A 22,768-nucleotide genomic window follows, 5' to 3' on the forward strand; every position below is an offset into this window, starting at 1 on the left:
GCGTCAGGCCGCTGCGGCGGCAATCTCATCGACGCCGGCACCGTAACGGCCCGGCGTCATCACGCCCTGGTCCCCGGCCTCGACGGCCGGACGACGTTCGCCCGCGACGAGGCGCGAAGCGCGCCTGATCGTCCAACTCTTCAGGACGCCGCCGCGCTCCAGACGGGGGTCGGCGCGCGCGCGGCCGATCATGGCGCTTGCCTCACGCGTCACCGGTCCGCTCGATCGATGGCGGGGATCGTCCGCCGGCAAGGGAGCCGTCTCCCAGGGCCCGGACGTATCGGCGCAGGCGTCCCGCACCACGCATCAGGAGAATGGCCGCGCCGGCCAGGCGGGTATGGGCGGGAAGCTCCCGCGGGCGGAGCGGGCGATAGGCAAGGGAGAGGCTTTTGCCCTCCACCGCCGCGAGGATGGCGCCGAGCGTGGGCAGCCGGGCGATGATCCGCGCATCCTCGGCACGGATCCCGAGCCATGCCGCCCAGAGATGCGTGCGGGCCAGCCGTTCGGATGCATGGAGCCGCCGCAGACGTCGCCGCCAGGCATATCGGAACAAGGCCCGGGGCAGCGGTTCCAGGCGCGGGTCGCAGGGGCTTTCTGGCACCTCGCAGCGCAGCTTCATCGTGTCCGCCGCGCCGCCCGGCGCTCGACCGTCGAGACGGCCCGAGGTGATGACGAGGATATCCGGGTCGTGGCGCACGCGCGCGTCGCTCGACAAGAGAGAGGACACGAACGCCTTGTCCTCACCGACCGCCAGAGGCGGCATCCCCCCGACCAGCCGGTAGGTCGAAAGCCGGACGGCGAGCGTCGCCCCGGAGGTGGTCCAGTGACGCGGCCAGGGGTCGTGCGGCACCGGGTCGATCAGCGCCTCGAGTTCGATCAGCCGCGCCTCGTAGCCGCCTTCGCGGCGACCACGCGCATGCAGGGCGGCGGGAAGGAGCGCGGCATCGGCCTCGTCCAGGGCGATCCGGCCGGCGACCGCGTCGACACCGGCGCCGATTGCGGCGAGGTTGCGGGCGACCCAATCGGCCGGCACCCGGCTGTCCGCGTCGGTCGTGAGGATCACGCCGTCCGCCGTCCCGCTCTCATGCAGCCAGGCGGCCGCCGCCTCCATCGCCTCGCGGCGGGCCCAACCCGCGTTGGCCTCACGATACTCGCGTTCGATCACACGGACGGTAATCCGCAAAGATGATTGAAGTGCTGCGACCACATGTGCCGTGTTGTCGGTACAATTGTTGAGGAACAGTACGACGCCAAATCGGCTTGCCACAAGACTTCGTTGAGCGGCCAGCGCCTCCAGGCAAGCGCCGATTCGCTCGGCTTCGTTCCGAACCGGGATGGCGACCACGCACTCGAGCACGGTCGCCGGTTCCGACCTCTCGCAAGCGTTCCCAGTCTCCATGACGCGACGGCCTCCGGTGGCCGCATGGATTGACCTGCCGCCTACGACGCCAACCTCGGATAAGCGACAGCTTTCCTGCGGTTCAGTGCGACCAATACGACCGCAATTCAGGGCAGCCGATGCAGCCAGTCACCAGCCTCCTTGCCCTCAACTTCGCTTTAGCGGGTGCGCGCGAGGGCTTTGGGCCATTCCTCGGCGTGTACCTGCAGCAGCAGGGCTTCGATCCCGCCGCGACGGGTTTCGCCATGGGGCTCGCGGGCCTCGCCGGCCTCCTCGCCACGACGCCGGTCGGCGCACTGATCGACCGCACGGTGTACAAGCGCGCGGCCCTCGCTGTCGCCGTCCTGGGCATCGCCGCCGGGGCGGCCGCTTTGGTCGCGACGGACAGCCTCTGGGTGATCGGACTCTCGCAATTGGTCATCGGCGTCGCCGACACCAGCATCGCGCCGCTGGTCGCCGCCGTGACGCTCGGCATCGTCGGGCGGGACGCCTACGCCCATCAGGTTTCACGGAACGAGGCGTTCAATCACGCCGGAAACGCCGCGAACGCGGTCCTGTCCGGCGTTCTGGGCTACACCCTCGGTCTCGGCTACGTCTCGATCGCCATCGTAATCATGGCGGTCGCCTCGTGCGGTGTCCTGTTCGGGATCGATAAGGGCTGCATCGATCACGGCACGGCGCGCGGCGGCGAACAGGACGAGCGCTCGACGCTGCGCGTGCTCTCCGAAACGAAGCCGCTCCTGCTCCTGGCGGCGGCCGTGTTCGCCTACCAGACGGCCAACGGCGCCATGCTGCCATTCCTGGCGCAGGCGCGCACGGCCGCAGGGGCCGATCCGAGCCTGACCACCGGCGTGATGACCGTCGTCTCGCAGGCGACGATGGTCGGAGCCGCCCTGCTGGCGGCGCGGGCGGCCAGGGGGCGCGGCCATGCCGGCGTGCTCTCCCTCGCCCTCGGCCTCGTCGTGGTTCGCGGCCTGCTCGCCGCGTTCGCGACATCCTGGTGGCTGGTCATCCCGGTTCAGGTGCTCGAAGGCCTGGCGATGGGGCTGGGCGGCGTCGCCATCCCCGCGCTCGTGGCCGAGATCATGGACGGCACCGGCCACGCCAATGCCGGCCTGGGCGGGGTGATGACGGCTTATGGCGCGGGCGCCACGGCGAGTCCGCTGCTCGCCGGCTTCGTGGCGCAACATTTCGGCTTCTCGGCCTCGTTCGTTGCCTTGGCGATCGCCGCCGCGGCAGGCTTGGCGATGTGGATGGTCGGTCGCCGCATGCTGGGCATGCACGGTCCGACGCGTCAGACTGGCCGGGCGTCTGCCGAGCCGGTCTGACGAACAGGGCGAGGGGCATGGACACGCGAAGGGGAGAGGCGAGGTCCCGGGCTCGCGTCCTGGGGGGCACCTTCCCGGCCTTCGTGCTGCTGCAGGGCGCGCTCTACGCCGCCTATGGAACGGAATCCCCCTTCCTTCCGAGCTTCCTCGCAGAGCGCGGCCTGACCTCGGGCGAGATCGGGATCGCGCTCGCGGCGGGGACCCTGATGCGCCTCGCCGCAGGCCCGGTCGCGGGTCATCTCGCGGACCGCTACGATGCCACGCGGGGGGTGCTCGGCCTCGCGGCCGTCGCGTCGGGGCTGATCGCCTTCGCCTACCTCGCCGGGTACGGCTTCTGGCCGCTCCTGGGCGTAAGCCTCCTGCACGCCAGCGCGATCGCAGCCCTGGCGCCCCTCGCCGACGCCCTGGCGCTCGCGGCCGCCGAGCGGGAGGGCACCTTCTCCTACGGCTGGGTCCGGGGCGCGGGCTCGGCCGCCTTCGTGCTCGGGACGCTGGTCTCGGGGCTGCTCGTCGCCCGCGCCGGCTTGTCCAGCATCATCGTGTCGAGCGGCGTCCTGTTCCTCGTCATGGCCGTCGCGACCGCGCGCGTGCCGCCGGCACCGGCGCGGGCGGCGTTGCCGGATGTGGGCCTCGGCGGCCTCCGTGACCTCCTGGCGCTCAAGCCCTTCCGCTGGATGATGGTGGCGGCGGCGCTCATCATCGGCAGCCACGCCCTGAACGACGGATTCGCGGTCATCCGGTGGCGCGAGGCCGGCATCGGCCCGGGCACGATCAGCCTGCTCTGGTCCGAGGCGGTCGCGTCCGAGGTGTTCGTCTTCGTCGTCGCCGGTCCCTGGCTTCTGGCACGCCTCGGGACGGCTCGCGCGGCCATGCTGGCGAGCGGGATGGGCGTGCTGCGCTGGTCCATCATGGCCACGACGGCCTCGGTTCCGGTCCTGGCCTTGGTTCAGCCGATGCACGGATTGACCTTCGCGTTGCTGCACCTTGCCGCCATGCAGCTGATCGTCAGGGTCGTGCCGGAACGCCTTTCGGCGAGCGCACAGACCCTCTACGGCACCCTGGGGCTCGGCGTGGCCTCGGCGCTCCTGACCGCGATGGGGGGCGTCCTGTATGGCGCGTTCGGTGCCCAGGCGTTCTGGTTCATGGCCGCCCTGTGCGCCCTCGCTCTCCCCCTCGCCCCCAAGCTGCGCAAGGCCGAAACCGGGGCTTGATCAGCCCCTCAGGCAGGCCGGGCGATCCTTGCGCATCGTTCCCGGCGAGGACGTGCCTGGAGCGGGGTCGCGTTCAGGGCCTATCGAGAAGGGGGATTGTCGGACTGGCGCGCGAGATGCCCGTCTCGGTGAGGCCGCGCGACGGACGCCTCACGAGGCAATCGACGAACACAGGCGCTGGTGCGGAAATGCACCTCTCCGACTGAATGATCCTGCAAAGGGGTCATTCTCGCATCGGCGAGGTTGTTTGGTGCAATGCGAAGACCTATAAGGAAATGGCAGGACAGCGATGTCGTCGCCGTCCTGCCGCCCGTCTGGGCGTTTCCTCCCTAGACTTCAGCCGCTCCTCGTGGGCGGCTTTTTCTTGTCCAGTGCCCTCGCCGTAGCCGAGTGCGGCCGGCCGCACAAGCACAATCGCGCTACGAATGCGGCGTGCCGGCAATCTATTGCAGGAATTCCCTCACCTGCCGCGAACCGGCCGGCCTATGGGCCGCGAGCCTCTGCGCGGTCCCACCCGATCCTGGGCTCCTCCGTCACGATGGACGAGGTTCTGCAGCGCGCCCCGGCCAATTGGTATCTCGAAGCGAAGGAGGCCGGGAGCCTCGGTCTGATCGAGGCTGTGCCGTGAAGCCGAGCCGGGCGGCTGGGGGGAACGACTCCGCCGATCGCGGGATTGCCGAACGTCCCAAGGGAGGATGTGATGCTGACCGGCAGTCTGCTTTGGCTTTTGGGGGTGCCGATCCCCCTCGTGATCCTCCTGTGGTTCTTCTTCCTCCGAGGGCGGTGAACGCCCATGAGCCTCGTCGCTGATTTTCTCGCCCGCCTCGCGCGCACGGTCACGGCCTATGCCGGCGACGAGACGCTGATGCAGGCCGCTGTGTCCGCGTCCGCCAACGTGATCGTCGCGGACGGCGAGATGGCGAGCGAAGAATTCGAGACTGCGGTGAACGGGGTCTTGGCGAGCCCCATTCTCGAGAAGGGCTACGATGCCCTGATGGTGGAAGAAGCGCTCTATGACGCGATAGGCCGAGCCCGAACGCGCGCAGGCCGGTTGGATAACCTTCGCCGTATCGAGGCGATCGCCGGCAGGCCGAGCGATCAGCGCGAGAGCGTGTTCCTCCTCGCGGTGGATGTCGCCGACCACGACGGCATCGCCGAGATCGAGCACGTTGCGCTCACGGACATCGCGAAGGCGCTGATCGTCGATAAGCAGCGCTTGCTCGAAGCAGTCCCGGCCAAGCCGACGCGACGGCAGACGCTGGTCTAGAGCGTCTTACGGACCTGGCGGTGTGTCCGTCTTCAAGGCTGTCGCGAGAACACCGTAGGGCAGAGGCGCCCCGGATCATTGGTCTCCGGGGCGCCGGGTCATGACAGGCCTCACCGGTTTCATCCCGTCAGCGGGCGACGACCTCGGCGACGACCCGCGACTTGGCCGGAGCGGCAGGCACGAGGCGCGGCGTGGTGGTGAGTTCGGTCGCCGGCCGCACCGCGGCCGTGGCGCGCGCCTGATCGCGGTACAGGGTGGGGGTGATGGTGATGCGGTCGTCCGCCAGGGCCGGGCCGGCAAGGGCGACGGCGGCGAGAGCGGCGAGCGTGATGGTACGGGCAGTCATTGTCTTGTCCCTCTGAAGGTCGGAGGCCATCGCCTCCGTTCGAGGGGTTATTTGCGCCGCACCGCACCATCATTCAAACAAATGGGCTCGATAGCCGGAATCGATGCTATCGATATCCATCGGCGGTCGCGTGGCGGCGCAGCGTTCCCGTCGCCGCTCCTGCGCGCCGCGAGACCTTATCGGCACCCCGTCGCGCGAAGGGGTCACCGTCCCCAGCGCAAGACCATCGCGTCGTTCCGGCGGGCCAGCTCGATGAGGCCGGCGCGGGTGGCCGGGTGCAGGGGCTGGATCGGCAGGCGCGCGGTCTCGTTCGCGATCACGCCGCCTTCGGCCATCAGGGCCTTGCAGGCGAGGAGGCCGCACTGGCGGTTCTCGTAGTTGATGAGCGGCAGCCAGCGCTCGTAGGCGGCCATGGCCTCCTCCCGGCGGCCGGCGGCGTAGGCGTCCGTGATCGTGCGGATCCCGTCCGGGTAGGCGCCTCCGGTCATGGCGCCCGTGGCGCCGGCGTCGAGATCGGCCATCAGGGTGATCGCCTCCTCGCCGTCCCAGGGTCCCACCACCGCGTCGCCGCCCTGCGCGATCAGGTCGCGAAGCTTGGCGGCGGCGTTGGCGGTCTCGATCTTGAAATAGGAGACGTGCTCGATCTCGCGGGCCATCCGCGAGAGGAAGGCGGCCGAGAGGGGCGTGCCCGCCACCGGCGCGTCCTGGATCATGATCGGGATCGTGATCGCGTCCGAGACCGTCCGGAAGAACTCGTAGATGCCGAGTTCCGGCACGCGGATCGTGGCGCCGTGATAGGGCGGCATGATCATCACCATGGCCGCCCCGGCCGATTGCGCGCGGCGAGACCGCTCGGCGCAGACATGGGTGGCGAAGTGCGTGGTCGTCACGATGACCGGCACCCGGCCCGCCACGTGCTCCAGCACCGCGTGCATCACCGTCTCGCGCTCCTCGTCCGTGAGGACGAACTGCTCCGAGAAGTTGGCCAGGATACAGAGGCCCTGGCTCCCCGCCTCGATCATGAAATCGATGGCCCGGCGCTGCCCGTCGAGGTCGAGGGCGCCCGAGGCATCGAAGACCGTGGGGGCCACCGGGAAAACGCCACGGTAGGGGCTTTGCATCGCATCGTCTCCCGGTACTTTTGTCTGAGTTATCCCGGAGGGCTTCACCCCGTCCGGGATGGGGAGTCAAGCCCGTTCAGTTGACCATGTCCGCCGGAAGAGATTGGCCGAAGTACTTCTGATAGATGCCGTTGAGCTTTCCATTCTTCAGGTTGGCATCGACCCACCCGTCGACCCAGGCCTTCAGCTCCGGATCCTTCTTCCGCAGGCCGACGGCCATCGGATAGGCGTTCATGGTGATCTTGATCGCGAGCTTCTTGCCGGGGTTGGCGTCGCGCACGCTGTTGGCGGTGGAGAGCGCCGCCGCCAGGATCGACTGCTGGCCGGTGGCCACGGCCGTGTTGGTGGTCGCCTCGTCCTCGTAGCGCACGATGGAGGCACCGGAGACGGGCTTCAGCGCCTTCGTCAGCTCGATGTCGGCGGTGGTGCCACGGGCCACCGCGACCGTCTTGCCGGCGAGATCCTCGGCCTTCGCGATGGCTTCGCCTTCGGGTGCGGCGATCACCACCGGAATCACGCCGTAGGGCTTCGAATAGTCCACGACACGCTTGCGCTCCTCGGTGATCGAGAAGGACGCGATCACGATGTCGGCCTTGCCCGACAGGAGGAACGGCACCCGGTTCGCGCCCGAGACGGGCACGACTTCCAGCGCCACGCCGAGATCCTGGGCGAGCAGCTTGGCGGTGTCGACGTCGGAGCCGGTTTCCTGCGCCTTGCCGTCGAGCATCCCGTAGGGCGGATGGCTGACGTCGATGGCGACGAGGATCTTGCCGCGCTGCTTGATCGTGTCGAGGGTATCGGCGGCCTGCGCGGCGGCAGGGAGCAGGGCGGCGAGGCCGATCGCCAGCGCGAGGCGGCGGGTGGACGTCGTCTTGACCATGGGTGTCTCCTCCGGGGGATGCGATCCGGCCGCCTCGGGGCGGCTCTGTTTGGAAGGGGGCGCGGCGGGCTCAGAGCCCGTTGCCGACGAACTGGCGGAGTTCCGGCGTGGCGGGATCGCGCAGGATCTCGCGGGATCCGCGCTCCCAGACGGTGCCCTTGTGCATGAACACCAGTTGGTCGGCGACGGAGCGGGCGAAGCCCATCTCGTGGGTCACGAGGACCATGGTCATGCCGGCCTTCGCCAGCCCCTCGATCACCCGCAGCACCTCGCCGGTGAGTTCGGGATCGAGGGCCGACGTGACCTCGTCGAACAGGATCAGGCGCGGCTGCATGGCGAGCGAACGCGCAATGGCGACCCGTTGCTGCTGACCGCCGGAGAGTTGCTCGGGGTAAGCCTCGGCCTTGTCGGCCAGCCCGACCTTGTCCAGCACCTCGCGGGCGAGATCCCTCGCCTCGCCGAAGCCGAGGCGCTTCACCTTGCGCGGGGCGAGCATCACGTTCTGCGCCACCGTGAGGTGCGGGAACAGGTTGTAGCTCTGGAAGACGATGCCGACGTCCTGGCGCAGGGCCCGCAGATCGGTGCCGGGCTCGTGGAGCTTGCGGCCGCAGACCGTGAGCCGACCGCCGTTGATCGCCTCCAGTCCGTTGATGCACCGGAGCGCCGTACTCTTGCCAGAGCCCGAGCGCCCGACCAGCACGGTGACGTCGCCCCTTTGCACGGCGAAGGAGATGCCGCGCAGCACCTCGACGGTCCCGAAGGACTTCCGCACGTCCTCGAAGCGGACCATCGTCTCCCGGCCGGCCCCGGATGCAGCCGCGTCAGAGCGGGGCTCGGCGATCACCATGGCGTCCATGCTCGTCTCCCGTCAGGCCCGGCGCATCCGCGCCTCGAAGCGCCGGCTCATCACCGACATCGGATAGCAGATCACGAAGTAGATCAGCGCCGCGATGGTGAAGACCTGAAATGGCTTGTAGGTCGCGTTGTTGATGACCTTGGCCGAATAGGTCAGGTCGAAGAAGCCGATCACGACCGAATAGGATGTGTTCTTGACGATCTGCACGAGGAAGCCGACGGTCGGCGGCACCGCGACCTGCATCGCCTGCGGCAGGATGACGTGGACGAAGCGCTGCGTCGGCGTGAGGGCGAGGCACTCGGCCGCCTCCCACTGGGTACGCGGCACCGCCTGGATGCAGCCGCGCCAGATCTCGCCGAGATAGGCCGCCGACCACAGGGTCATGGCGATTCCCGCCGCCACGAGGGCCGGCACCTCGAACCCGCCGATGCTGACGCCGAAATAGACGACGAACATGATCACCGGCAGGGGCACGCCCTGGACGAGGGTGACGTAGGCGCCCGCGCCCTGCCGCAGGAGCCAGGAGCCGAGGCCGCGCTGGCGCGCCGCCCTGGCCAGCGCCAGCGGAAGGCCGAGCACGGTGCCTCCGACGAACCCCATCAGCGACAGGACCAGCGTCCAGCCGGCGCCCCGAAGGATGAAGAGAAGCTGGTCGGGGGTGAGACCCAGCGACAGGCCGAAGATGCTCATGCCGGCCTCACAGGGGGGTGCCGAGGCGGCGCCGCCGCGGGAAGGCCACGGTGGCACAGCCCAGCAGCACCAGGCGCAGGGCGGCGGCCAGCACCACGTAGATTCCGGCGATGACGAGGTAGACCTCGAAGCCCCGGAAGGTGAAGGCTTGGATCTGGTAGGCGGCGCCGGTCAGTTCCTCCGCCGAGATCTGCGACATGATCGAGGTGGCGAGCATCATCAGCACGAATTGGCTGACGAGCGCCGGGTAGACCCGCTCCACGGCCTGCGGGAACAGGATGCCCCAGATGACCTGCATCCGGGTCAGCGCGAGGCAGGAGGCCGCCTCGACCTGACCCTTCGGGATGGTCTCGAAGCCGGCGCGCATGATCTCGGCGGTGTAGGCGCCGACATTGATGACGAGGGCGAGCACCGCCGCCGGGAAGGCGCCGATCCGCACCTGCATCACCGCGAGGCCGAAGAACAGCCAGAAGACCTGGATCACCAGCGGCGTGTTGCGGATCGCCTCCACGTAAACGACCGTGATCCGGGCGAGCCACCGGGGGCCGTAGAGGCGCCCGACCGCGCAGAGGGTGCCCAGCACGAAGCCCGGCACGATCGAGGCCGCCGTCATGCCGAGCGTCAGCCAGACGCCACGCCACAGATCTGGACCGTATTCGCTCAGGAACGTGAAGTCGAAATCATACGACATGCACGCAACCGACAGGCTGGCAACAACAACGCATCGTCTTTCCCCAACCGATGCTGTGCATCGTGGCGGTGAAATTGGTTTTTGTGCCGATGGATGGCGTTCGCCCGCCGAGTTTACGGCGGAACGATTGTGTTTCCTCGGACGATCGGCGCCTGTCGGCGCTCTTGACTTAAGGACGGCTACCATGATTGTACATTGCACGCAATAGCCAATCAGCCGCCGCACCTCCACCGGGGTGCTGCCGCGGACCCGGAGGATTCCATGACGATCGCCCTCGATCCGGTCGCGCTCGACGGCGCCGCACCCGCCATCCGCCTGAACCCCGCCGACAACGTCGCCGTCGCCCGCTCCCGCCTCGCGCCGGGGGACGAGGCGGGCCACGGGGTGCGGGCGCTGGGCGAGGGCGTGCCGCGCGGCCACAAGGTCGCCATCGCGGCGATCCCCGCAGGCGGGGCGGTGACGAAGTACGGGCAGCTCATCGGCTATGCCCGGCAGGACATCGCCCCCGGCGAGCACGTCCACCTGCACAACATGGAGATGCGCGACGGCGCCGTGACCCACGCCTTCTGCGCCGACGCGCGTCCGACTCCGCTGCTGCCGGAGGCCGAGCGGCGCACCTTCCAGGGCTATCGCCGCCCGAACGGCGACATGGGCACCCGCAACTACATCGGCATTCTCACCTCGGTGAACTGCTCGGCCACCGTCGCCAAGGCCGCCGCCGACCTGATGAACCGCACCGGCCTCGCCGGGCATCCGAACGTCGATGGGGTCGTGGCGCTGACCCACGGCGGCGGCTGCGCCATCAACACCGCGACCGAGGGGTACCGGTTCTTGGCCCGCACGCTGTCGGGCTATGCCCGTAATCCGAATTTCGGCGGCATCCTGATCATCGGGCTCGGCTGCGAGACGAACCACATCGGCAAGCTGATGGAGGAGTCGCGCCTCTCCGAGGGGCCGTTCCTGCGCACCATGACGATCCAGGGGATGGGCGGCACCCGCAAGACCGTGGAGGCGGCGGCGGAGGCGATCCGGGGGATGCTCGACGCGGTGAACGCCGTCGCGCGCGAGACCCTGCCCCTGTCGGGCCTCAAGCTCGCCCTCCAATGCGGCGGGTCGGATGGCTACTCGGGCATCTCGGCCAATCCGGCACTCGGCCACGCCGCCGACCTGCTGGTGCGCCATGGCGGCACGGCGGTGCTCTCGGAGACGCCGGAGATCTACGGTGCCGAGCATCTCCTCACCCGCCGGGCGGTGGACCGGGAGGTGGCGGAGAAGCTTGTCGCCCGGATCGAGTGGTGGCGCGACTACACCGAGCGGCACGGGGCGGAACTGAACAACAACCCCTCGCACGGCAACAAGGCGGGCGGGCTGACCACGATCCTGGAGAAGTCCCTCGGCGCGGTGGCCAAGGGCGGAACCATGCCGCTCACGGCGGTCTACGAATACGCCGAGCCCATCGACCGTCGCGGATTCGTCTTCATGGACACGCCGGGCTACGATCCCGTCGCGGTGACGGGGCAGGTCGCCGGGGGCTGCAACGTGATCTGCTTCACCACCGGCCGGGGCTCCGTCTCCGGGTTCAAGCCGGCGCCCTGCATCAAGATCGCCACCAACTCCGAGATGTACGCCCACATGGAGGAGGACATGGACATCGATTGCGGGGGCATCGTCACCGGCCGCGACACGATCGAAGCGGCGGGCGAGCGCATCTTCGAGAAGATCATCGCGGTGGCCTCGGGCGAGCGCTCCCTCAGCGAGGGCTACGACTACGGCGACAACGAGTTCGTGCCCTGGCCGCTCGGCGCCGTGACGTGAGCGCCGGACGGAGCCTGCGCCCCGTCGCGGAACCGGAGAAAGCCGTCGCCGCGCGCCGCCGTCCGGCCTACGCGCTGATCAGCGACGCCTTGCGCGGAGCCATCGCGGCAGGGCGGCTGGCGCCGGGATGCGTGCTCGTGGAGAGCGCCATCGCCGCGATGTTCAAGGCGAGCCGCTCGCCCGTCCGGCAGGCCTTCGCGGCCCTGGAGGAGGAGGGCCTCGTCCATCGTTTCGACGGGCGGGGCGTCGCGGTCGGCGGGGCGCCCCCGGACCGGCGCCTCGCGGTGACCCCTGACCTGATCGAGCTCAACGGCGGGTTGGACCAGGACGAGGGCTGGGAGCCGTTCTATTACGAGCTCGAGCGCGACATCATCCTCGTCTCCCTCCTGGGCCGCTTCCGCGTCAACGAATTGGCGCTCGCCCGGCATCTCAGCGTCGGCCGCACCGTCGCCCGCAACCTTCTCCTGAGGGCCCAGGGGGTCGGGCTCGTGTCGAAGGAGGGGAACGGCCAGTGGCAAGTCATTCCCCTCGACAGCACGCGAATCGCGCATCTCTACGACCTGCGCCTCCTCCTCGAACCGCCGTTGCTCCGAGCCGCGATCGGGCGCATCCCCGCGACGGTCCTCGACGGCATGGAGGCGCGCCTCGCCGAGGCGATCCGCGCGATGCCGGATCCCGACATCGCCGAACTCGACGTCCTCGAGAGCGACCTGCATGTCGCCTGCCTCGCCCATAGCCCGAACACGGAGATGGCGGAGGCCCTGCGCCGGACCCGCTGCGTCCTCGTCGTCGGCAAGCACATTCAGAACGCCTTGCCCGGCCGCCCGGGCATCGACCCGTTCATGGACGAGCATCTCCAGGTCCTGAATGCCGTCCGGTCAGGGGATCACGACAGGGCCTGCGGCGCCCTCACCGAACACCTCGCCCTGTCCAAGGCAAAGGCGCTCAAGCGCCTCAAGGATTTCCAGCGGGAAAACCATGACGTGAAGTCGCCGTACATCATTTCATGACCGTCAGACCGATCAGGTGATCGTCGCACTGACGATCACCCCTCCCCTCCCCATATGGAGGGGATGGCCCTGCCGCGCACGCTCCTCGACCCGAAGCGGATCTACCTCGAACCCGCCATCCGGTCGTATGAACGGGGCCGCGAGGTGCTCGCGCGCTTCCCCGAGGCCGAATGCATCGAGGTCGCGAGCCACTGGAAGATCCCCGCGCTCACGGACGATCCGGCCCTCGCGGGTGATTGGCTGCGCATGAAGCGGGACGTCCTCGTGCTCGGCGTCAAGAAGGGCCTCACCATGCGGCCGAACGGGCGCTCGGCCGATTTCATCGCGCCGTCCTCCTCGAACGGCTGCGCCATGGCGTGCGCCTATTGCTACGTGCCGCGCCGGAAGGGCTACGCGAACCCGGTCAGCGTCTTCGTCAACATCGACGAGATCGCCGCCGCCATCGCCCGCCATGCCAAGCGCCTCGGTCCGAAGCCGGAGCCGAACACCATCGATCCCGTCGATTGGGTCTACGATCTGGGGGAGAACGGCGACCTGTCCCTCGACGCCACGATCTCCGGCAACGTCCGCGATCTCGTCGCGGCGTTCCGGGACATCCCGAACGCCAAGGGATCCTTCGCGACCAAGCTCGTCAACCGCGATCTCCTCGCCTACGACCCGCAGGGCCGCACCCGCATCCGGTTCTCGCTGATGCCCGAGGCCGTCTCGACGATGGTCGATATCCGCACCTCGCCGATCGCCGAGCGCATCGCGGCCATCAACGACTTCGTGGACGCCGGCTACGAGGTGCACGTCAACTTCAGCCCGGTGATCGTCCACGAGGGCTGGGAGCCCGAATGGCGGGTCCTGTTCGCCGCCATCGACGGCACCCTGTCCGATCGCGCCAAGGCGCAGCTCAAGTGCGAGATCATCATGCTCACGCACAACGAGACGCTGCACGAGACGAATCTCGCCTGGCATCCGAAGGGCGAGGACCTGCTCTGGCGGCCCGATCTCCAGGAGACGAAGTGGAGCCAAAGCGGCATGCGCAACCTGCGCTACCGGTCGGCGTGGAAGCGGACATGGCTCGATCAGCTGCTGGGCTGGCACCGCGCGGCGCTGCCGTATTGCGAGGTCCGGTACGCGTTCTGAGGGGATCCCCTCCCCGGTTGTGGCGGATCGGCGACACCGGCCGACTGCCTGCTGTGGATGACCCGGCCTGCCTCCGTATGATCAAGGTTCGGGCGCGAGGCTGTTCCAGTCCCAGCCGATAGCGCCGCCATGCTCGCTTTCTCCCAGACCTTCGTCCACCGGCACCGCGAAGAGGTGGCCGTGCTCGTCTCGTCGGCCACGTTCCTGGCCGGTGCCTTGGCCCTCGTATGGCTGATCGGGCTACCTCTCAGGGTTGCGACAGGCTAGACGGCCGGACCTTTCCGAACGCTGGTCCGCGATGCGCCAACTGCTCCTCATCAGCCTCATTGCAGCGGTGGTGGCCGTCGGCGCCGTGGCATACCAACTGATGCCGCGCGGGAGGGCCGTCCCGGCGCCGGCCAGGGAACAGGCGGCGCCGGCCAGTTCGGTGCGCGCCATTCCCCTCCGTCCGCGCGATGTGGCGCCCCCCTCGCCCGCGCCTTCCGCCGAAGGCGGCGCCGCGAAGGCGCCCGATGGGCCGGGCGCTGGATCCGGCACCCTTGATGGGTTGCGCACGGGGGACGCGGCCGAGGCCGGCGGCGGCGCGGCGCTCACCGCCGCCCAGGTCGATGCCCTGAAGGCGCAGGCGGAACGCCGCCACGTCCGCCCGGTCACGCGGATGACGTTCCCGCTGGAGCCCGGCACGAGCGTGCCGCCGCAGGTCTACCTGCATCCGATCCCGCCCGAACTCGCCGGCCTCGGCCAAGCCGGCGATCCCCTCGGATTCATCCAGGTCGGCGACGCCTTCGCCCTGGTCGGAACGGTCTCGCGCCGCATCGTGGCCGTGTCGAAGGGCTGATCCGGCTTTTTACCCGTGCCGAGGCCGTGCGGGGGTGCTAGGACAGCCGCCACGCGGACGAGGGGATCATCGGCGGGCGGATGGACGGCACCCTGCGCGAGCGGCTGCGGCCGCGGTTCCAGCCGGTCCCGTCCGGCCTCGCGCGCGAGCGCTTCGCGGAGATCGCGCCGGCCTTCCCCGACGGCTTCCTGACACCGCCCCTGCGGGACCTGCTGCTCGGGCTCGCCGACCATTCCGAATTCCTCTGGCGGATCGTGGCGCGGGCGCCGGAGCGGTTCGTCGCCCTCGCGGAGCAGTCGCCGGAGGCGGCGAACGCCGATCTCGTCGCCCGGCAGCGGGCGGAAGGCGCATCCTGCGCCGGCGAGGCCGACCTCGCCGCCATGGGCAAGCGGATGCGGGCCAACCGCATCGCCCACGCCCTCCTCGTGGCCCTCGCCGATCTCGGCGGGCTGTGGGATCTCGACGCGGTCACGAAGGCCCTCACGGACTTCGCCGACGCCTCCGTCGCCGCCGGGATCGACGCATTGCTGCGCCGGGCCGCCGCCGGCGGGCGGCTCCGCCTCGTCGATCCCGAGGCGCCGGCGCGGGGCAGCGGGCTGTTCGTCCTCGGGCTCGGCAAGCTCGGCGGAGGCGAGCTGAACTATTCGAGCGATATCGACCTCGTCGTCTTCTACGACGCCGAGCGGGCGCAGGCGGTCGCCGGGGCGGAGGCCAAGGCCGTGTTCGGCAAGGTCGCGCAGGACCTCGTGAAGCTCCTGTCGCAGCGCACGGCGGACGGCTACGTCCACCGGGTCGATTACCGGCTGCGGCCCGATCCGGGATCGACCGCGCTCGCCCTCTCCACGGCCTTCGCCTTCGAGTACTACCAGTCCATCGGGCAGGATTGGGAGCGCGCGGCCTTCATCAAGGCGCGGGCCGTCGCGGGCGACATCGAGGCCGGCGAGGCGTTCCTGGCCGAGCTCGGCCCGTTCATCTGGCGCCGCCATTTCGACTTCGCGGCCATCGCCGAGATCCATGCCCTCAAGCGGCAGATCCATGCCGTGCGCGGCCATGACGAGATCGCGGTGGCCGGACACAACATCAAGATCGGGCGCGGCGGCATCCGCGAGATCGAGTTCTTCGCGCAGACGCAGCAGCTCGTCTTCGGCGGGCGCGAACCCGCCCTGCGCAGCCCCCGCACCGTCGAGACCCTGGACGGGCTGTGCGAGGCCGGCTGGATCGACGCGCGGGCGCGGGACGAACTGACGGAGTCCTACACTTTCCTGCGCACCATCGAGCACCGCCTGCAGATGCTGCGCGACGAGCAGACCCAGCGGCTGCCTACGGACCCGGAGGCGCTGGAGGGATTCTCGCGCTTCTGCGGCTTTGCCACGCTCGCGGCGTTCGAGGCGATGCTGCTCGCCCACGCGGCCCGCGTGCAGGGGCATTACGCCCTGCTGTTCGAGGGCGGGGCGGACGAGGCGGCGGCCCCCCTCGCCTTCGGCCCCGGCGAGGCCGCGCCCGCGACCCTGGCGGGCCTCGAACGGCTGGGCTTCCGCGAGGCGGAGCGCGCCCACGGCATCGTGCGTGACTGGCAGCTCGGCCGCCACGGCGCCCTGCGCGGCGGGCGCGCCCGCGAGATCCTGTCGGATTTCCTGCCCGCCCTCTTGAAGGCGCTTGGCGGCACGCCGGACCCGGACGCGGCGCTCCTCACCCTCGACCGGGCCTTCGCCCGGATGCCGGCGGCGGCGGAACTGCTGGCGATCCTGCGCTCGCACGAGCGCCTGCGCGGGCTGTTCGCGGATCTGCTCGGCGCCTCCCCGCTCCTCGCCGAGACGGTGGGGCGCAGCCCGCATGTCCTCGACGCGGTGCTGGAGCCGGACTTCGTCGCGCCGGTCTCCGGCCCGGAGGCCCTCGCCCGCCAATACCGGGCGCTGGTCGGCGCGCCCGCCACCCACGAGGACGTCCTCGACCGCTGTCGCGACTCGGCCCGGCGGATGAATTTCGTCACGGGGGCGCGCCTCGTCTCCGGCCTGATCACGCCGGCCCAGGCGGGCCACGCCTATGCGGGAATCGCCGACGCGGCGGTCGGCCTCGTGCTCGAGGCCGAGACGCGCCGCTTCGCGGAGGAGCACGGCCACGTGCCGCGCGGGCGCTGCTGCGTGCTGGCGCTGGGTCGGCTCGGCTCGCGCCAGCTCACCGCCGCCTCGGATCTCGACCTCGTCGTCCTCTACGATTTCGACGCGGAGGACCGGATGAGCGACGGCCCGCGCCCGCTCGACGCGGTGGTCGCCTACAACCGCCTCGCCCAGCGCGTCGTCGCGGCGCTGACGGTGCCGACACGGCGCGGCCGGCTGTATCAGGTCGACCTGCGGCTGCGGCCCTTCGGCAGCCACGCGCCGCCGGCCGTGCAGGTGAAGGGCTTCGCCGCCTATCACGCGGAGGGAGGCGAGGCCGAGGCCTGGGAGCAGATGGCGTTGACCCGCGCCCGGATCGTGGCGGGCGATGCCTCGCTGGCGGCCGAGGTGGAAGGGGTCATCGCCGATGTCGTGGCGCGGCCCCGCGATCCGGCGGCCCTCTGCGCCGAGGCCGGGGCGATGCGCGCCCTCGTGACGACGGAGCGCGGCTTCGCCGGCCCGCACGACCTGAAGCTCGCGCCGGGCGGGCTGTTCGACCTCGACTTCCTGGCCCAGGCCCTCATCCTGGCCGGACACTTGACGGACTGCGTCGGCCTCGACGCCGGCACCGTCCTGCGCAGGGCGGGGGAGCGTGGGCTGATTCCGCCCGAGGCCGCCGAGTCCCTGGCGCAGGCCCACGCCGCGCTCGACGCCGCCGCCCAGTGGCAGCGCCTGACCCTCGAGGATGCCACCAAGCCGCCCCCGGCCAACGCCGCGCGCCGGATCGCCCGCGCCATGAACCTGCCGGATGCCCGCGCCCTCGCCGCCGAGTTGCGCCTGCAGCGGAGGACCACCCGCGCCCTGCTGGTCGCGCTCAAGAAGTCCCTGGTTCGCTAGAGCAGCAACCGATCATGGTGAGGCGGCCCCACCCCCTCACCTCATCCTGATCGGCCGCTGCGCTGACAGGCGCTCAGCCCGTCCGAAGCCGCGTGAACAGTCGCGCCAGCCAGGGCCGGAGCGGCAGGAAGAGGCGGTAGGCGGCCTCCGCCAGGGGCAGGACCGGCCGGATTCCCAGGATCCGGATCTCCACGATCCGGGCGAGCCAGCGCCAGCCCGGCAGGACGCGCCAGAGTTGAGCGAAGGCCGCCGCGCCGGACACGAGCCGTCCCTGCGCGTCGCGGACGTGGAAGCGCCGCAGGGCGCGCTCGCGGTTCAGGTCCGCGCCGAGGGCGGCGGTCTCGTCCCGCCCGACATCGACGAAGTCGAGCCGATCGGCGCCCTCGCAGCGGCGATAATGATCGATCTCGGCACGGCAGAGCGGACAGCCTCCGTCGTAATAGACGCGCAGGTCCTTGCCCGATCCGTCGCCTAGGGTTGTGTCGCCGGCCATGCCTTCGGAGATAAGCCGCCCGGCGCCGCCGTCGAGGCGGTGCGTCAAGCCACCTTGCGGCGGCCCTTCGCCGGCACCGGCTCGGCGGACTTGCTCTCGGGAGCCTTGCTTTCGGAAGCCTTGCGCTCGGCGGGGCGACCGAGGCCCAGGGACTTGGCGAGGCTGGAGCGCTTCTCGCTGTAGGCCATGGCCACCATCGGATAATCGGCCGGAAGGCCGTACTGCCCCCGGTAGCTGTCCGGGTCGAGGCCGTGCGAGGTCAGGTGCCGCTTCAACGTCTTGTAGGTCTTGCCGTCGATGAAGCTGACGATGCCCTCCGGCTTCACCGACTTGCGGATCTGCGCCGCCGTCGGCTTGTTCGAGGTCTCCTCGACGGGTCGCTGGGCGCTCCCATCGACGAAACCGTTGAGGGACGCGTGCACGCTCGCGATCAGAGCCGGCAGGTCGGTGACGGCGACATGATTGTGAGAGACATAGGCAGCGACGATCTCGCCGGTCATCTCAATAAATTCTAAAGTTTTTTCAGGGGCTGATCCGGTCATGGGGCAGGCTTTCGGCTTGAACAATAGAGGTAACTAAAGCACGCCCCAAGGCAGTTCAATGCCTGACCTGTCCTTAAAAACTGCACTTCAAGGTGCACAATTCTGACGCAGGCCTGCGCACCGCCGCGTCGGTTCGAGGCAGCGCTTGTGCTGTCAAAGCGGCGAAGGCTTATGGCGAAAGATTGTTTCCACATGGCACGAAATCGCCGGTAATTGTGTTGTGCGGTTCTTACCGGTTGTTAAGACCTTGATCGAAGGCGGGTCCGTCCCGAACCCGGTCGACGCGCCGGAGCGACCCACGAGCCGGCGATGACAGTGCGCGGACCCAACCTACGCCTCGAAGGCTCGACCCTCGGCCCGCGGACGATCTCGGCCTGGCGCGAGGCCGTGGCGCCGTTCTGGGACGTGCGGATCCGCAAGGAGGACGCGCCGGACTTCCGGGGGCGGTCGGAGGTCTACCATCTCGGCAACGCCATCGTCGGCTTCACCGCCGCCTCGGAGCTGCACATCGAGCGCTCGCGGAGCCTCGTCGCGCGGATGGGTGTCGATCACATCGCCATCAAGATGCGCATGGACGGCCATGCGCGGGTGGAGGCCGCCGGCCGCGAGGTGGCCCTGAGCCCCGGCGACGTCGCCCTCCTCGACCTGTCGCGGCCGCTCTCCCTGCAATCGACCGATTACCGGGCGATGACCCTGATCATGCCCCGCGCCCTGTTCCCGCAGGATGGGCAGGGCCTCGAGGACGCGCACGGGATGATCCTGCGCGGGAGCACGCCGTTCGGGACGCTGGTGAGCGACCACCTGCGCTCCCTCGGGGCGAACGCGCCGCAATTCAGCGCCGCCGAGTCGCGGGCCGCCGCCGAGGCGACGGCCATCCTGCTCTCGATGGCGGCCCGGACGGCCTCCGGGGGGGATCGCGGCGTGCGCCCGTCGGAGCAGGCGCCGGTCTTCCTCGTCATCCGCCGCTACATCGACGCGGAGATCGGCTCGCCGCACCTGAGCGTGAGCCATCTCTGCCAGCGCTTCGGCATCTCGCGCAGCGGGCTCTTCCGCCTGTTCGCCCCCCTCGGGGGCGTGGTGGAGCATATCCGCCGCCGCCGGCTCGCCCGTGCCTATCGCGACCTCGTCGAGGCGGGGCCGCGCGGAATCCGCGTCTCGGAGATCGCCTACCGCTACGGCTATGGCAGCCCGGTGAGCTTCACCCAGGCGTTCCGGGCGGAATTCGGCCTCAGCCCCGCCGAGGCCCGACGCGGCATCGGCGTCGGCGAGGGCCCCGGCGGCCGCACCCCGGACGTGCTGCCCACGGGCAGCTGGGACGATTTCTACGATTGGGTGCTGCGGCTCGACACGTGAGGGCCGCGCATTGGGACGCTCGCTGAACACTTTGGGACGGGCGCCGGTCGCGACCGCGCCGACTTCGCGCGAGATATCGTCAGGTCAGACGGGTTGGATGTCGAACGTGCGCAGAGAGAGGGAGCGACTGGGCGCCTGGGGCCGGCTTCGGCAGGACGAGGCGGCATCGGGGCAAGGACGCTCGCGCAACCCCAGGATCCGCCGCTGGATCGGCGCCGCCCGCCGCCGCGCCCTGCGCCTGCGGCGCGAGGAGCCGAGCGCGAGCGCGCAGATCATCACCCTCACCTGGGCGCAGACCTTCGGCAGGCCCTCGACCCCGCGCGAGGAGACGGGCGCCCAGGGCCAGGGCCACGCCCAGACCATCGTCTTGCTCCGGCGCGGCTGAGGCCCCGCCTCAGGCGGCCACGGGCTCGTCCGCGAATCCGTGCGCGTCGAAGGCCCGGCGCACCAGGCCCGACCGTTTCGCTCCGTCGAGCCACGCGGCGACACAGGCGAGCACCGCCGGCCGGTCCGGCGGCACGGCCACGGCGACCTGCGTGTGCTGGAAGCCGCCGCTGACGATCCGGGACCCCGGCACCTGCGGCACCACCGACCTCAGCGTATCGCGGGACAGGGCCAGCGCATCGGCCCGGCCGTCCCGCATCCGCGCGATGGCCTCGGCCACCGAATCGACCGGCTCGGGCCGGGTGTGCGTGAGGGTGCGGGACGAGGCCCGGAAGGTGGTCGTGCCGTCGATGGCGACGACCCGTGCACCCGGCCGGTCGACATCCGCCACGGCGGCGAAGCCCGACGCGGCGCTGGCGAGATAGGTGCTCTCCAGGTCGTAATAGCCCGGCCCGAAGGCCACCATCCGCCGCCGCGTCTCGTCGACCGGCATGAAGCCGACATCGACCGCCCCGGCTTGAAGCGCCGCCGCCAACGCCCCGGAATTCGGGAACAGGACCGGGGCGAGGGCGAGGCCGAGACCGGCCGCGAGATCTCCGGCGAGGAGCGCCGTCACCCCGTCGAGGCCGCCATCCCGGCGCCGGCTCACGAAGATCAGGCCGGGGGACGGCGCCTCCACGAGGCCCGCCCGCAGCGCGCCCTCGGGCGCCAGCTCGGCCTTCGCAACGGGATCGACGGGGACATCTGTCATCATCCGGGCAGGATAGCAGCCACGATGCCGCATCTCGCCGCGGAACGGGGCTGATCGAGACAATGTGTCTGGCATGTCTAAGCGTGAGCGGGAATCTGCTCGGCGAGAAAGGCAGGTCGGGTCCGTGGGCAACGCGTCGAGTTTCGTCTCCACCCTGCGGGCCTGGGCGGCCTTCCTGCCGCTGGCCCTGGGCGCCGCCGCTCCGGCCGTCGCGCAGGACGTGCCGGCGCGCCCGGCCGCCTTCACCTATGTGGACGCCGAGACCTGGGAGATCACGGTGAGCGCCACCGCCCAGGCGATCCCGCGATATCCGGGCGCCTCGGACTACACCGCCGTGGGTTATCCGGGCATCGACATCCGCAAGTCCGGCGAGCCGCGCCGCTTCTCGGCGCCGGACGACAATCTCAGCTTCACCCTCTACGACACCGAGGCGTTCCACGCCGGGCCGACCCTGCGCTTCGTCCCCGGCCGCTATTACGGCGACGACCGCGCGCACCTGTTCGGCTTCCGCGATGCGCGGATGGCCTTCGAGCCGGGGCTGTTCATGGAGGTCTACCCCGTCTCCACCGTCCGCCTGCGCGGGGAGGTCCGCCAGGGCGTCTATGGCCATCACGGGACGGTGGGCACCGTGGCCGCCGACTACCTCCTGCCGATCGGGCGCTGGCTGGTCTCTGCGGGGCCGCGCTTCAACATCGGCGATGCGAGCTTCGCGCGCACCTATTTCGGCGTGAGCTCGACCGAGGCCGCCATCAACGGCCGCGTCACGCCCTACGATCCCGGCAGCTTCTATTCCGCCGGCCTCCTCGCCGCCGTCACCTTCCGCCAGGACGAGACGTGGTCCTACACGGCCTATGGCGGCTACAGCCGCATCCTCGGCGCCTCCGGCGAGAGCCCGCTGGTCGACCGCCCCTACGGCAACCCCGACCAGTTCACCTTCGGCCTGCGCGTCGACTACGCGTTCAAGACGAAGCCGCTGCTGTAGCGCGGCGGCTTCGCCCGGTCATCGGCCCTCCCCTCGGCCTCCCGCGTCCGATCAGCTCTCCGGGGCGGCCTTCCGGCGACCGCGCCGCGCCGGGGCGGCGGGCTTGCCTTCCGGCACGAGCACGACGCTGACGGGATTCGGCTTGTGGTCGAACGCGGCGCCGGTCGCCGCATCGACGCCGATGCCGATCACGCCGCCCACGAGGATGTTGCCGGCCATGCCCGCCGCCCCCTTGCCGACGACCTCCGTCCGCACCGGGACGACCTGCGGCTGGTAGCCGGGCTTCGTGAAGGTCACGTCGAACTCGTCGGACCGCTCGACCTTGATGCTGCACGGCGTCGCCGGGCAGGCATAGCCCTTCGTCGTCGTGACGGCCGCCCCCGGCGGATCGGACAGGAAGGCGACCGGCTCGTCGGTGCCGCGTGTGATGGTGCCGCAACCGGCCGTGCCCACGGCGAGCAGCGCCGCGGTCAAGATTTGCCGTCTCATTCGCCTAAACCCCTCTACGGCCGTGTGTTCTTGTCTCGACGGCCGGAGGTTCGATGGAGCGTGGCGACCCTCTTCGCAATGGGGCGGGCCGTTTCGCCTCCTCCATCCCTGTGAGTCGTGGCAGGCGCGCCACAAGCCCTTCTCCGCACACGCAGTTTTCAACTGTGAATGGCGGTTGCGAGCTTGTCGAAATCACAT

At 70.2% G+C, this 22,768-nt stretch carries 24 protein-coding genes; 12 read left to right on the forward strand and 12 right to left on the reverse strand.

Annotated features, from left to right (window positions below; all coding sequences use genetic code 11):
• Nucleotides 1–3 precede the first annotated feature (3 nt).
• Both ACS5Q7_RS12855 and ACS5Q7_RS12860 read right to left on the reverse strand, forming a co-directional pair.
• The gene (locus ACS5Q7_RS12855) at nucleotides 4–192 is read right to left on the reverse strand and encodes a hypothetical protein (protein WP_478339694.1); all 189 of its coding nucleotides are present in this window, start codon (nucleotides 190–192) and stop codon (nucleotides 4–6) included.
• Nucleotides 193–202: 10 nt separating this feature from the next.
• Nucleotides 203–1,357, reverse strand: coding sequence for a glycosyltransferase family 2 protein (locus ACS5Q7_RS12860; RefSeq protein ID WP_478339695.1), 1,155 nt, complete (start codon nucleotides 1,355–1,357; stop codon nucleotides 203–205).
• A gap of 161 nt (nucleotides 1,358–1,518) precedes the next feature.
• Here ACS5Q7_RS12860 and ACS5Q7_RS12865 point away from each other — a divergent pair, with 161 nt between their 5' ends.
• The 3 genes from ACS5Q7_RS12865 (at nucleotide 1,519) to ACS5Q7_RS12875 (ending at nucleotide 5,205) form a co-directional block, all read left to right on the forward strand.
• On the forward strand, nucleotides 1,519–2,727 hold the full coding sequence (locus tag ACS5Q7_RS12865) for an MFS transporter (RefSeq protein ID WP_478339696.1): 1,209 nt from the start codon (nucleotides 1,519–1,521) through the stop codon (nucleotides 2,725–2,727).
• A 17-nt stretch (nucleotides 2,728–2,744) separates the two neighbouring features.
• Nucleotides 2,745–3,938 carry an MFS transporter gene (locus ACS5Q7_RS12870; protein ID WP_478339697.1) on the forward strand — a complete coding sequence of 398 codons (1,194 nt, stop codon included), beginning with the start codon at nucleotides 2,745–2,747 and terminating at the stop codon, nucleotides 3,936–3,938.
• A 793-nt stretch (nucleotides 3,939–4,731) separates the two neighbouring features.
• Nucleotides 4,732–5,205 carry a tellurite resistance TerB family protein gene (locus tag ACS5Q7_RS12875; protein ID WP_478339698.1) on the forward strand — a complete coding sequence of 158 codons (474 nt, stop codon included), beginning with the start codon at nucleotides 4,732–4,734 and terminating at the stop codon, nucleotides 5,203–5,205.
• A gap of 127 nt (nucleotides 5,206–5,332) precedes the next feature.
• Here the strand turns inward: ACS5Q7_RS12875 and ACS5Q7_RS12880 are convergent, their stop codons facing one another.
• The 6 genes from ACS5Q7_RS12880 to ACS5Q7_RS12905 all read right to left on the reverse strand — a co-directional run bounded on the left by ACS5Q7_RS12880 (nucleotide 5,333) and on the right by ACS5Q7_RS12905 (nucleotide 9,789).
• Complete coding sequence (locus tag ACS5Q7_RS12880) at nucleotides 5,333–5,551, reverse strand: hypothetical protein (protein WP_478339699.1); 219 nt, start codon at nucleotides 5,549–5,551, stop codon at nucleotides 5,333–5,335.
• A gap of 203 nt (nucleotides 5,552–5,754) precedes the next feature.
• Nucleotides 5,755–6,672 carry a dihydrodipicolinate synthase family protein gene (locus tag ACS5Q7_RS12885; RefSeq protein WP_478339700.1) on the reverse strand — a complete coding sequence of 306 codons (918 nt, stop codon included), beginning with the start codon at nucleotides 6,670–6,672 and terminating at the stop codon, nucleotides 5,755–5,757.
• Nucleotides 6,673–6,748: 76 nt separating this feature from the next.
• Nucleotides 6,749–7,552, reverse strand: coding sequence for a transporter substrate-binding domain-containing protein (locus ACS5Q7_RS12890; protein WP_478339701.1), 804 nt, complete (start codon nucleotides 7,550–7,552; stop codon nucleotides 6,749–6,751).
• A gap of 70 nt (nucleotides 7,553–7,622) precedes the next feature.
• Nucleotides 7,623–8,399, reverse strand: coding sequence for an amino acid ABC transporter ATP-binding protein (locus ACS5Q7_RS12895; RefSeq protein WP_478339761.1), 777 nt, complete (start codon nucleotides 8,397–8,399; stop codon nucleotides 7,623–7,625).
• A gap of 21 nt (nucleotides 8,400–8,420) precedes the next feature.
• The gene (locus ACS5Q7_RS12900) at nucleotides 8,421–9,098 is read right to left on the reverse strand and encodes an amino acid ABC transporter permease (RefSeq protein ID WP_478339702.1); all 678 of its coding nucleotides are present in this window, start codon (nucleotides 9,096–9,098) and stop codon (nucleotides 8,421–8,423) included.
• A gap of 7 nt (nucleotides 9,099–9,105) precedes the next feature.
• Nucleotides 9,106–9,789, reverse strand: coding sequence for an amino acid ABC transporter permease (locus tag ACS5Q7_RS12905; protein ID WP_478339703.1), 684 nt, complete (start codon nucleotides 9,787–9,789; stop codon nucleotides 9,106–9,108).
• Nucleotides 9,790–10,050: 261 nt separating this feature from the next.
• Here ACS5Q7_RS12905 and ACS5Q7_RS12910 point away from each other — a divergent pair, with 261 nt between their 5' ends.
• The 6 genes from ACS5Q7_RS12910 (at nucleotide 10,051) to ACS5Q7_RS12935 (ending at nucleotide 17,576) form a co-directional block, all read left to right on the forward strand.
• Nucleotides 10,051–11,604 (forward strand): UxaA family hydrolase, encoded by a 1,554-nt coding sequence (locus ACS5Q7_RS12910; protein ID WP_478339704.1) that lies wholly within the window; start codon nucleotides 10,051–10,053, stop codon nucleotides 11,602–11,604.
• Entirely contained in the window at nucleotides 11,601–12,614 is a 1,014-nt protein-coding gene (locus ACS5Q7_RS12915) for a GntR family transcriptional regulator (protein ID WP_478339705.1), read from the forward strand. The genes ACS5Q7_RS12910 and ACS5Q7_RS12915 overlap by 4 nt, the downstream gene beginning before the upstream one ends.
• 63 nt (nucleotides 12,615–12,677) lie before the next feature.
• Nucleotides 12,678–13,745 (forward strand): spore photoproduct lyase family protein, encoded by a 1,068-nt coding sequence (locus tag ACS5Q7_RS12920; protein WP_478339706.1) that lies wholly within the window; start codon nucleotides 12,678–12,680, stop codon nucleotides 13,743–13,745.
• A gap of 129 nt (nucleotides 13,746–13,874) precedes the next feature.
• Nucleotides 13,875–14,012, forward strand: coding sequence for a hypothetical protein (locus ACS5Q7_RS12925; RefSeq protein ID WP_478339707.1), 138 nt, complete (start codon nucleotides 13,875–13,877; stop codon nucleotides 14,010–14,012).
• 31 nt (nucleotides 14,013–14,043) lie between these two features.
• On the forward strand, nucleotides 14,044–14,583 hold the full coding sequence (locus ACS5Q7_RS12930; RefSeq protein ID WP_478339708.1) for a hypothetical protein: 540 nt from the start codon (nucleotides 14,044–14,046) through the stop codon (nucleotides 14,581–14,583).
• An 80-nt stretch (nucleotides 14,584–14,663) separates the two neighbouring features.
• Entirely contained in the window at nucleotides 14,664–17,576 is a 2,913-nt protein-coding gene (locus ACS5Q7_RS12935; RefSeq protein ID WP_478339709.1) for a bifunctional [glutamine synthetase] adenylyltransferase/[glutamine synthetase]-adenylyl-L-tyrosine phosphorylase, read from the forward strand.
• Nucleotides 17,577–17,649: 73 nt separating this feature from the next.
• On the opposite strand, the gene ACS5Q7_RS12940 is transcribed toward ACS5Q7_RS12935, so the two are convergent.
• Nucleotides 17,650–18,069, reverse strand: a complete 420-nt coding sequence (locus ACS5Q7_RS12940; RefSeq protein ID WP_478339710.1) for a thiol-disulfide oxidoreductase DCC family protein — start codon at nucleotides 18,067–18,069, stop codon at nucleotides 17,650–17,652.
• A gap of 44 nt (nucleotides 18,070–18,113) precedes the next feature.
• On the reverse strand, nucleotides 18,114–18,569 hold the full coding sequence (locus ACS5Q7_RS12945) for a Ros/MucR family transcriptional regulator (RefSeq protein ID WP_478339711.1): 456 nt from the start codon (nucleotides 18,567–18,569) through the stop codon (nucleotides 18,114–18,116).
• A gap of 351 nt (nucleotides 18,570–18,920) precedes the next feature.
• Here ACS5Q7_RS12945 and ACS5Q7_RS12950 point away from each other — a divergent pair, with 351 nt between their 5' ends.
• Both ACS5Q7_RS12950 and ACS5Q7_RS12955 read left to right on the forward strand, forming a co-directional pair.
• Nucleotides 18,921–19,964, forward strand: a complete 1,044-nt coding sequence (locus ACS5Q7_RS12950; protein ID WP_478339712.1) for an AraC-like ligand-binding domain-containing protein — start codon at nucleotides 18,921–18,923, stop codon at nucleotides 19,962–19,964.
• A gap of 106 nt (nucleotides 19,965–20,070) precedes the next feature.
• On the forward strand, nucleotides 20,071–20,349 hold the full coding sequence (locus tag ACS5Q7_RS12955) for a hypothetical protein (protein WP_478339713.1): 279 nt from the start codon (nucleotides 20,071–20,073) through the stop codon (nucleotides 20,347–20,349).
• 9 nt (nucleotides 20,350–20,358) lie between these two features.
• Here ACS5Q7_RS12955 and ACS5Q7_RS12960 read toward each other — a convergent pair whose 3' ends face one another.
• A complete protein-coding gene (locus ACS5Q7_RS12960; RefSeq protein ID WP_478339714.1) occupies nucleotides 20,359–21,099 on the reverse strand; it encodes a transporter substrate-binding domain-containing protein in 741 nt (246 codons plus the stop codon).
• Nucleotides 21,100–21,223: 124 nt separating this feature from the next.
• On the opposite strand from ACS5Q7_RS12960, the gene ACS5Q7_RS12965 reads away from it, so the two are divergent.
• Nucleotides 21,224–22,081 (forward strand): MipA/OmpV family protein, encoded by an 858-nt coding sequence (locus ACS5Q7_RS12965; protein WP_478339715.1) that lies wholly within the window; start codon nucleotides 21,224–21,226, stop codon nucleotides 22,079–22,081.
• A 51-nt stretch (nucleotides 22,082–22,132) separates the two neighbouring features.
• Here ACS5Q7_RS12965 and ACS5Q7_RS12970 read toward each other — a convergent pair whose 3' ends face one another.
• Entirely contained in the window at nucleotides 22,133–22,555 is a 423-nt protein-coding gene (locus ACS5Q7_RS12970) for a translation initiation factor 2 (protein WP_478339716.1), read from the reverse strand.
• Nucleotides 22,556–22,768 lie beyond the last annotated feature (213 nt).

Source organism: Methylobacterium sp. Gmos3, assembly GCF_056430985.1.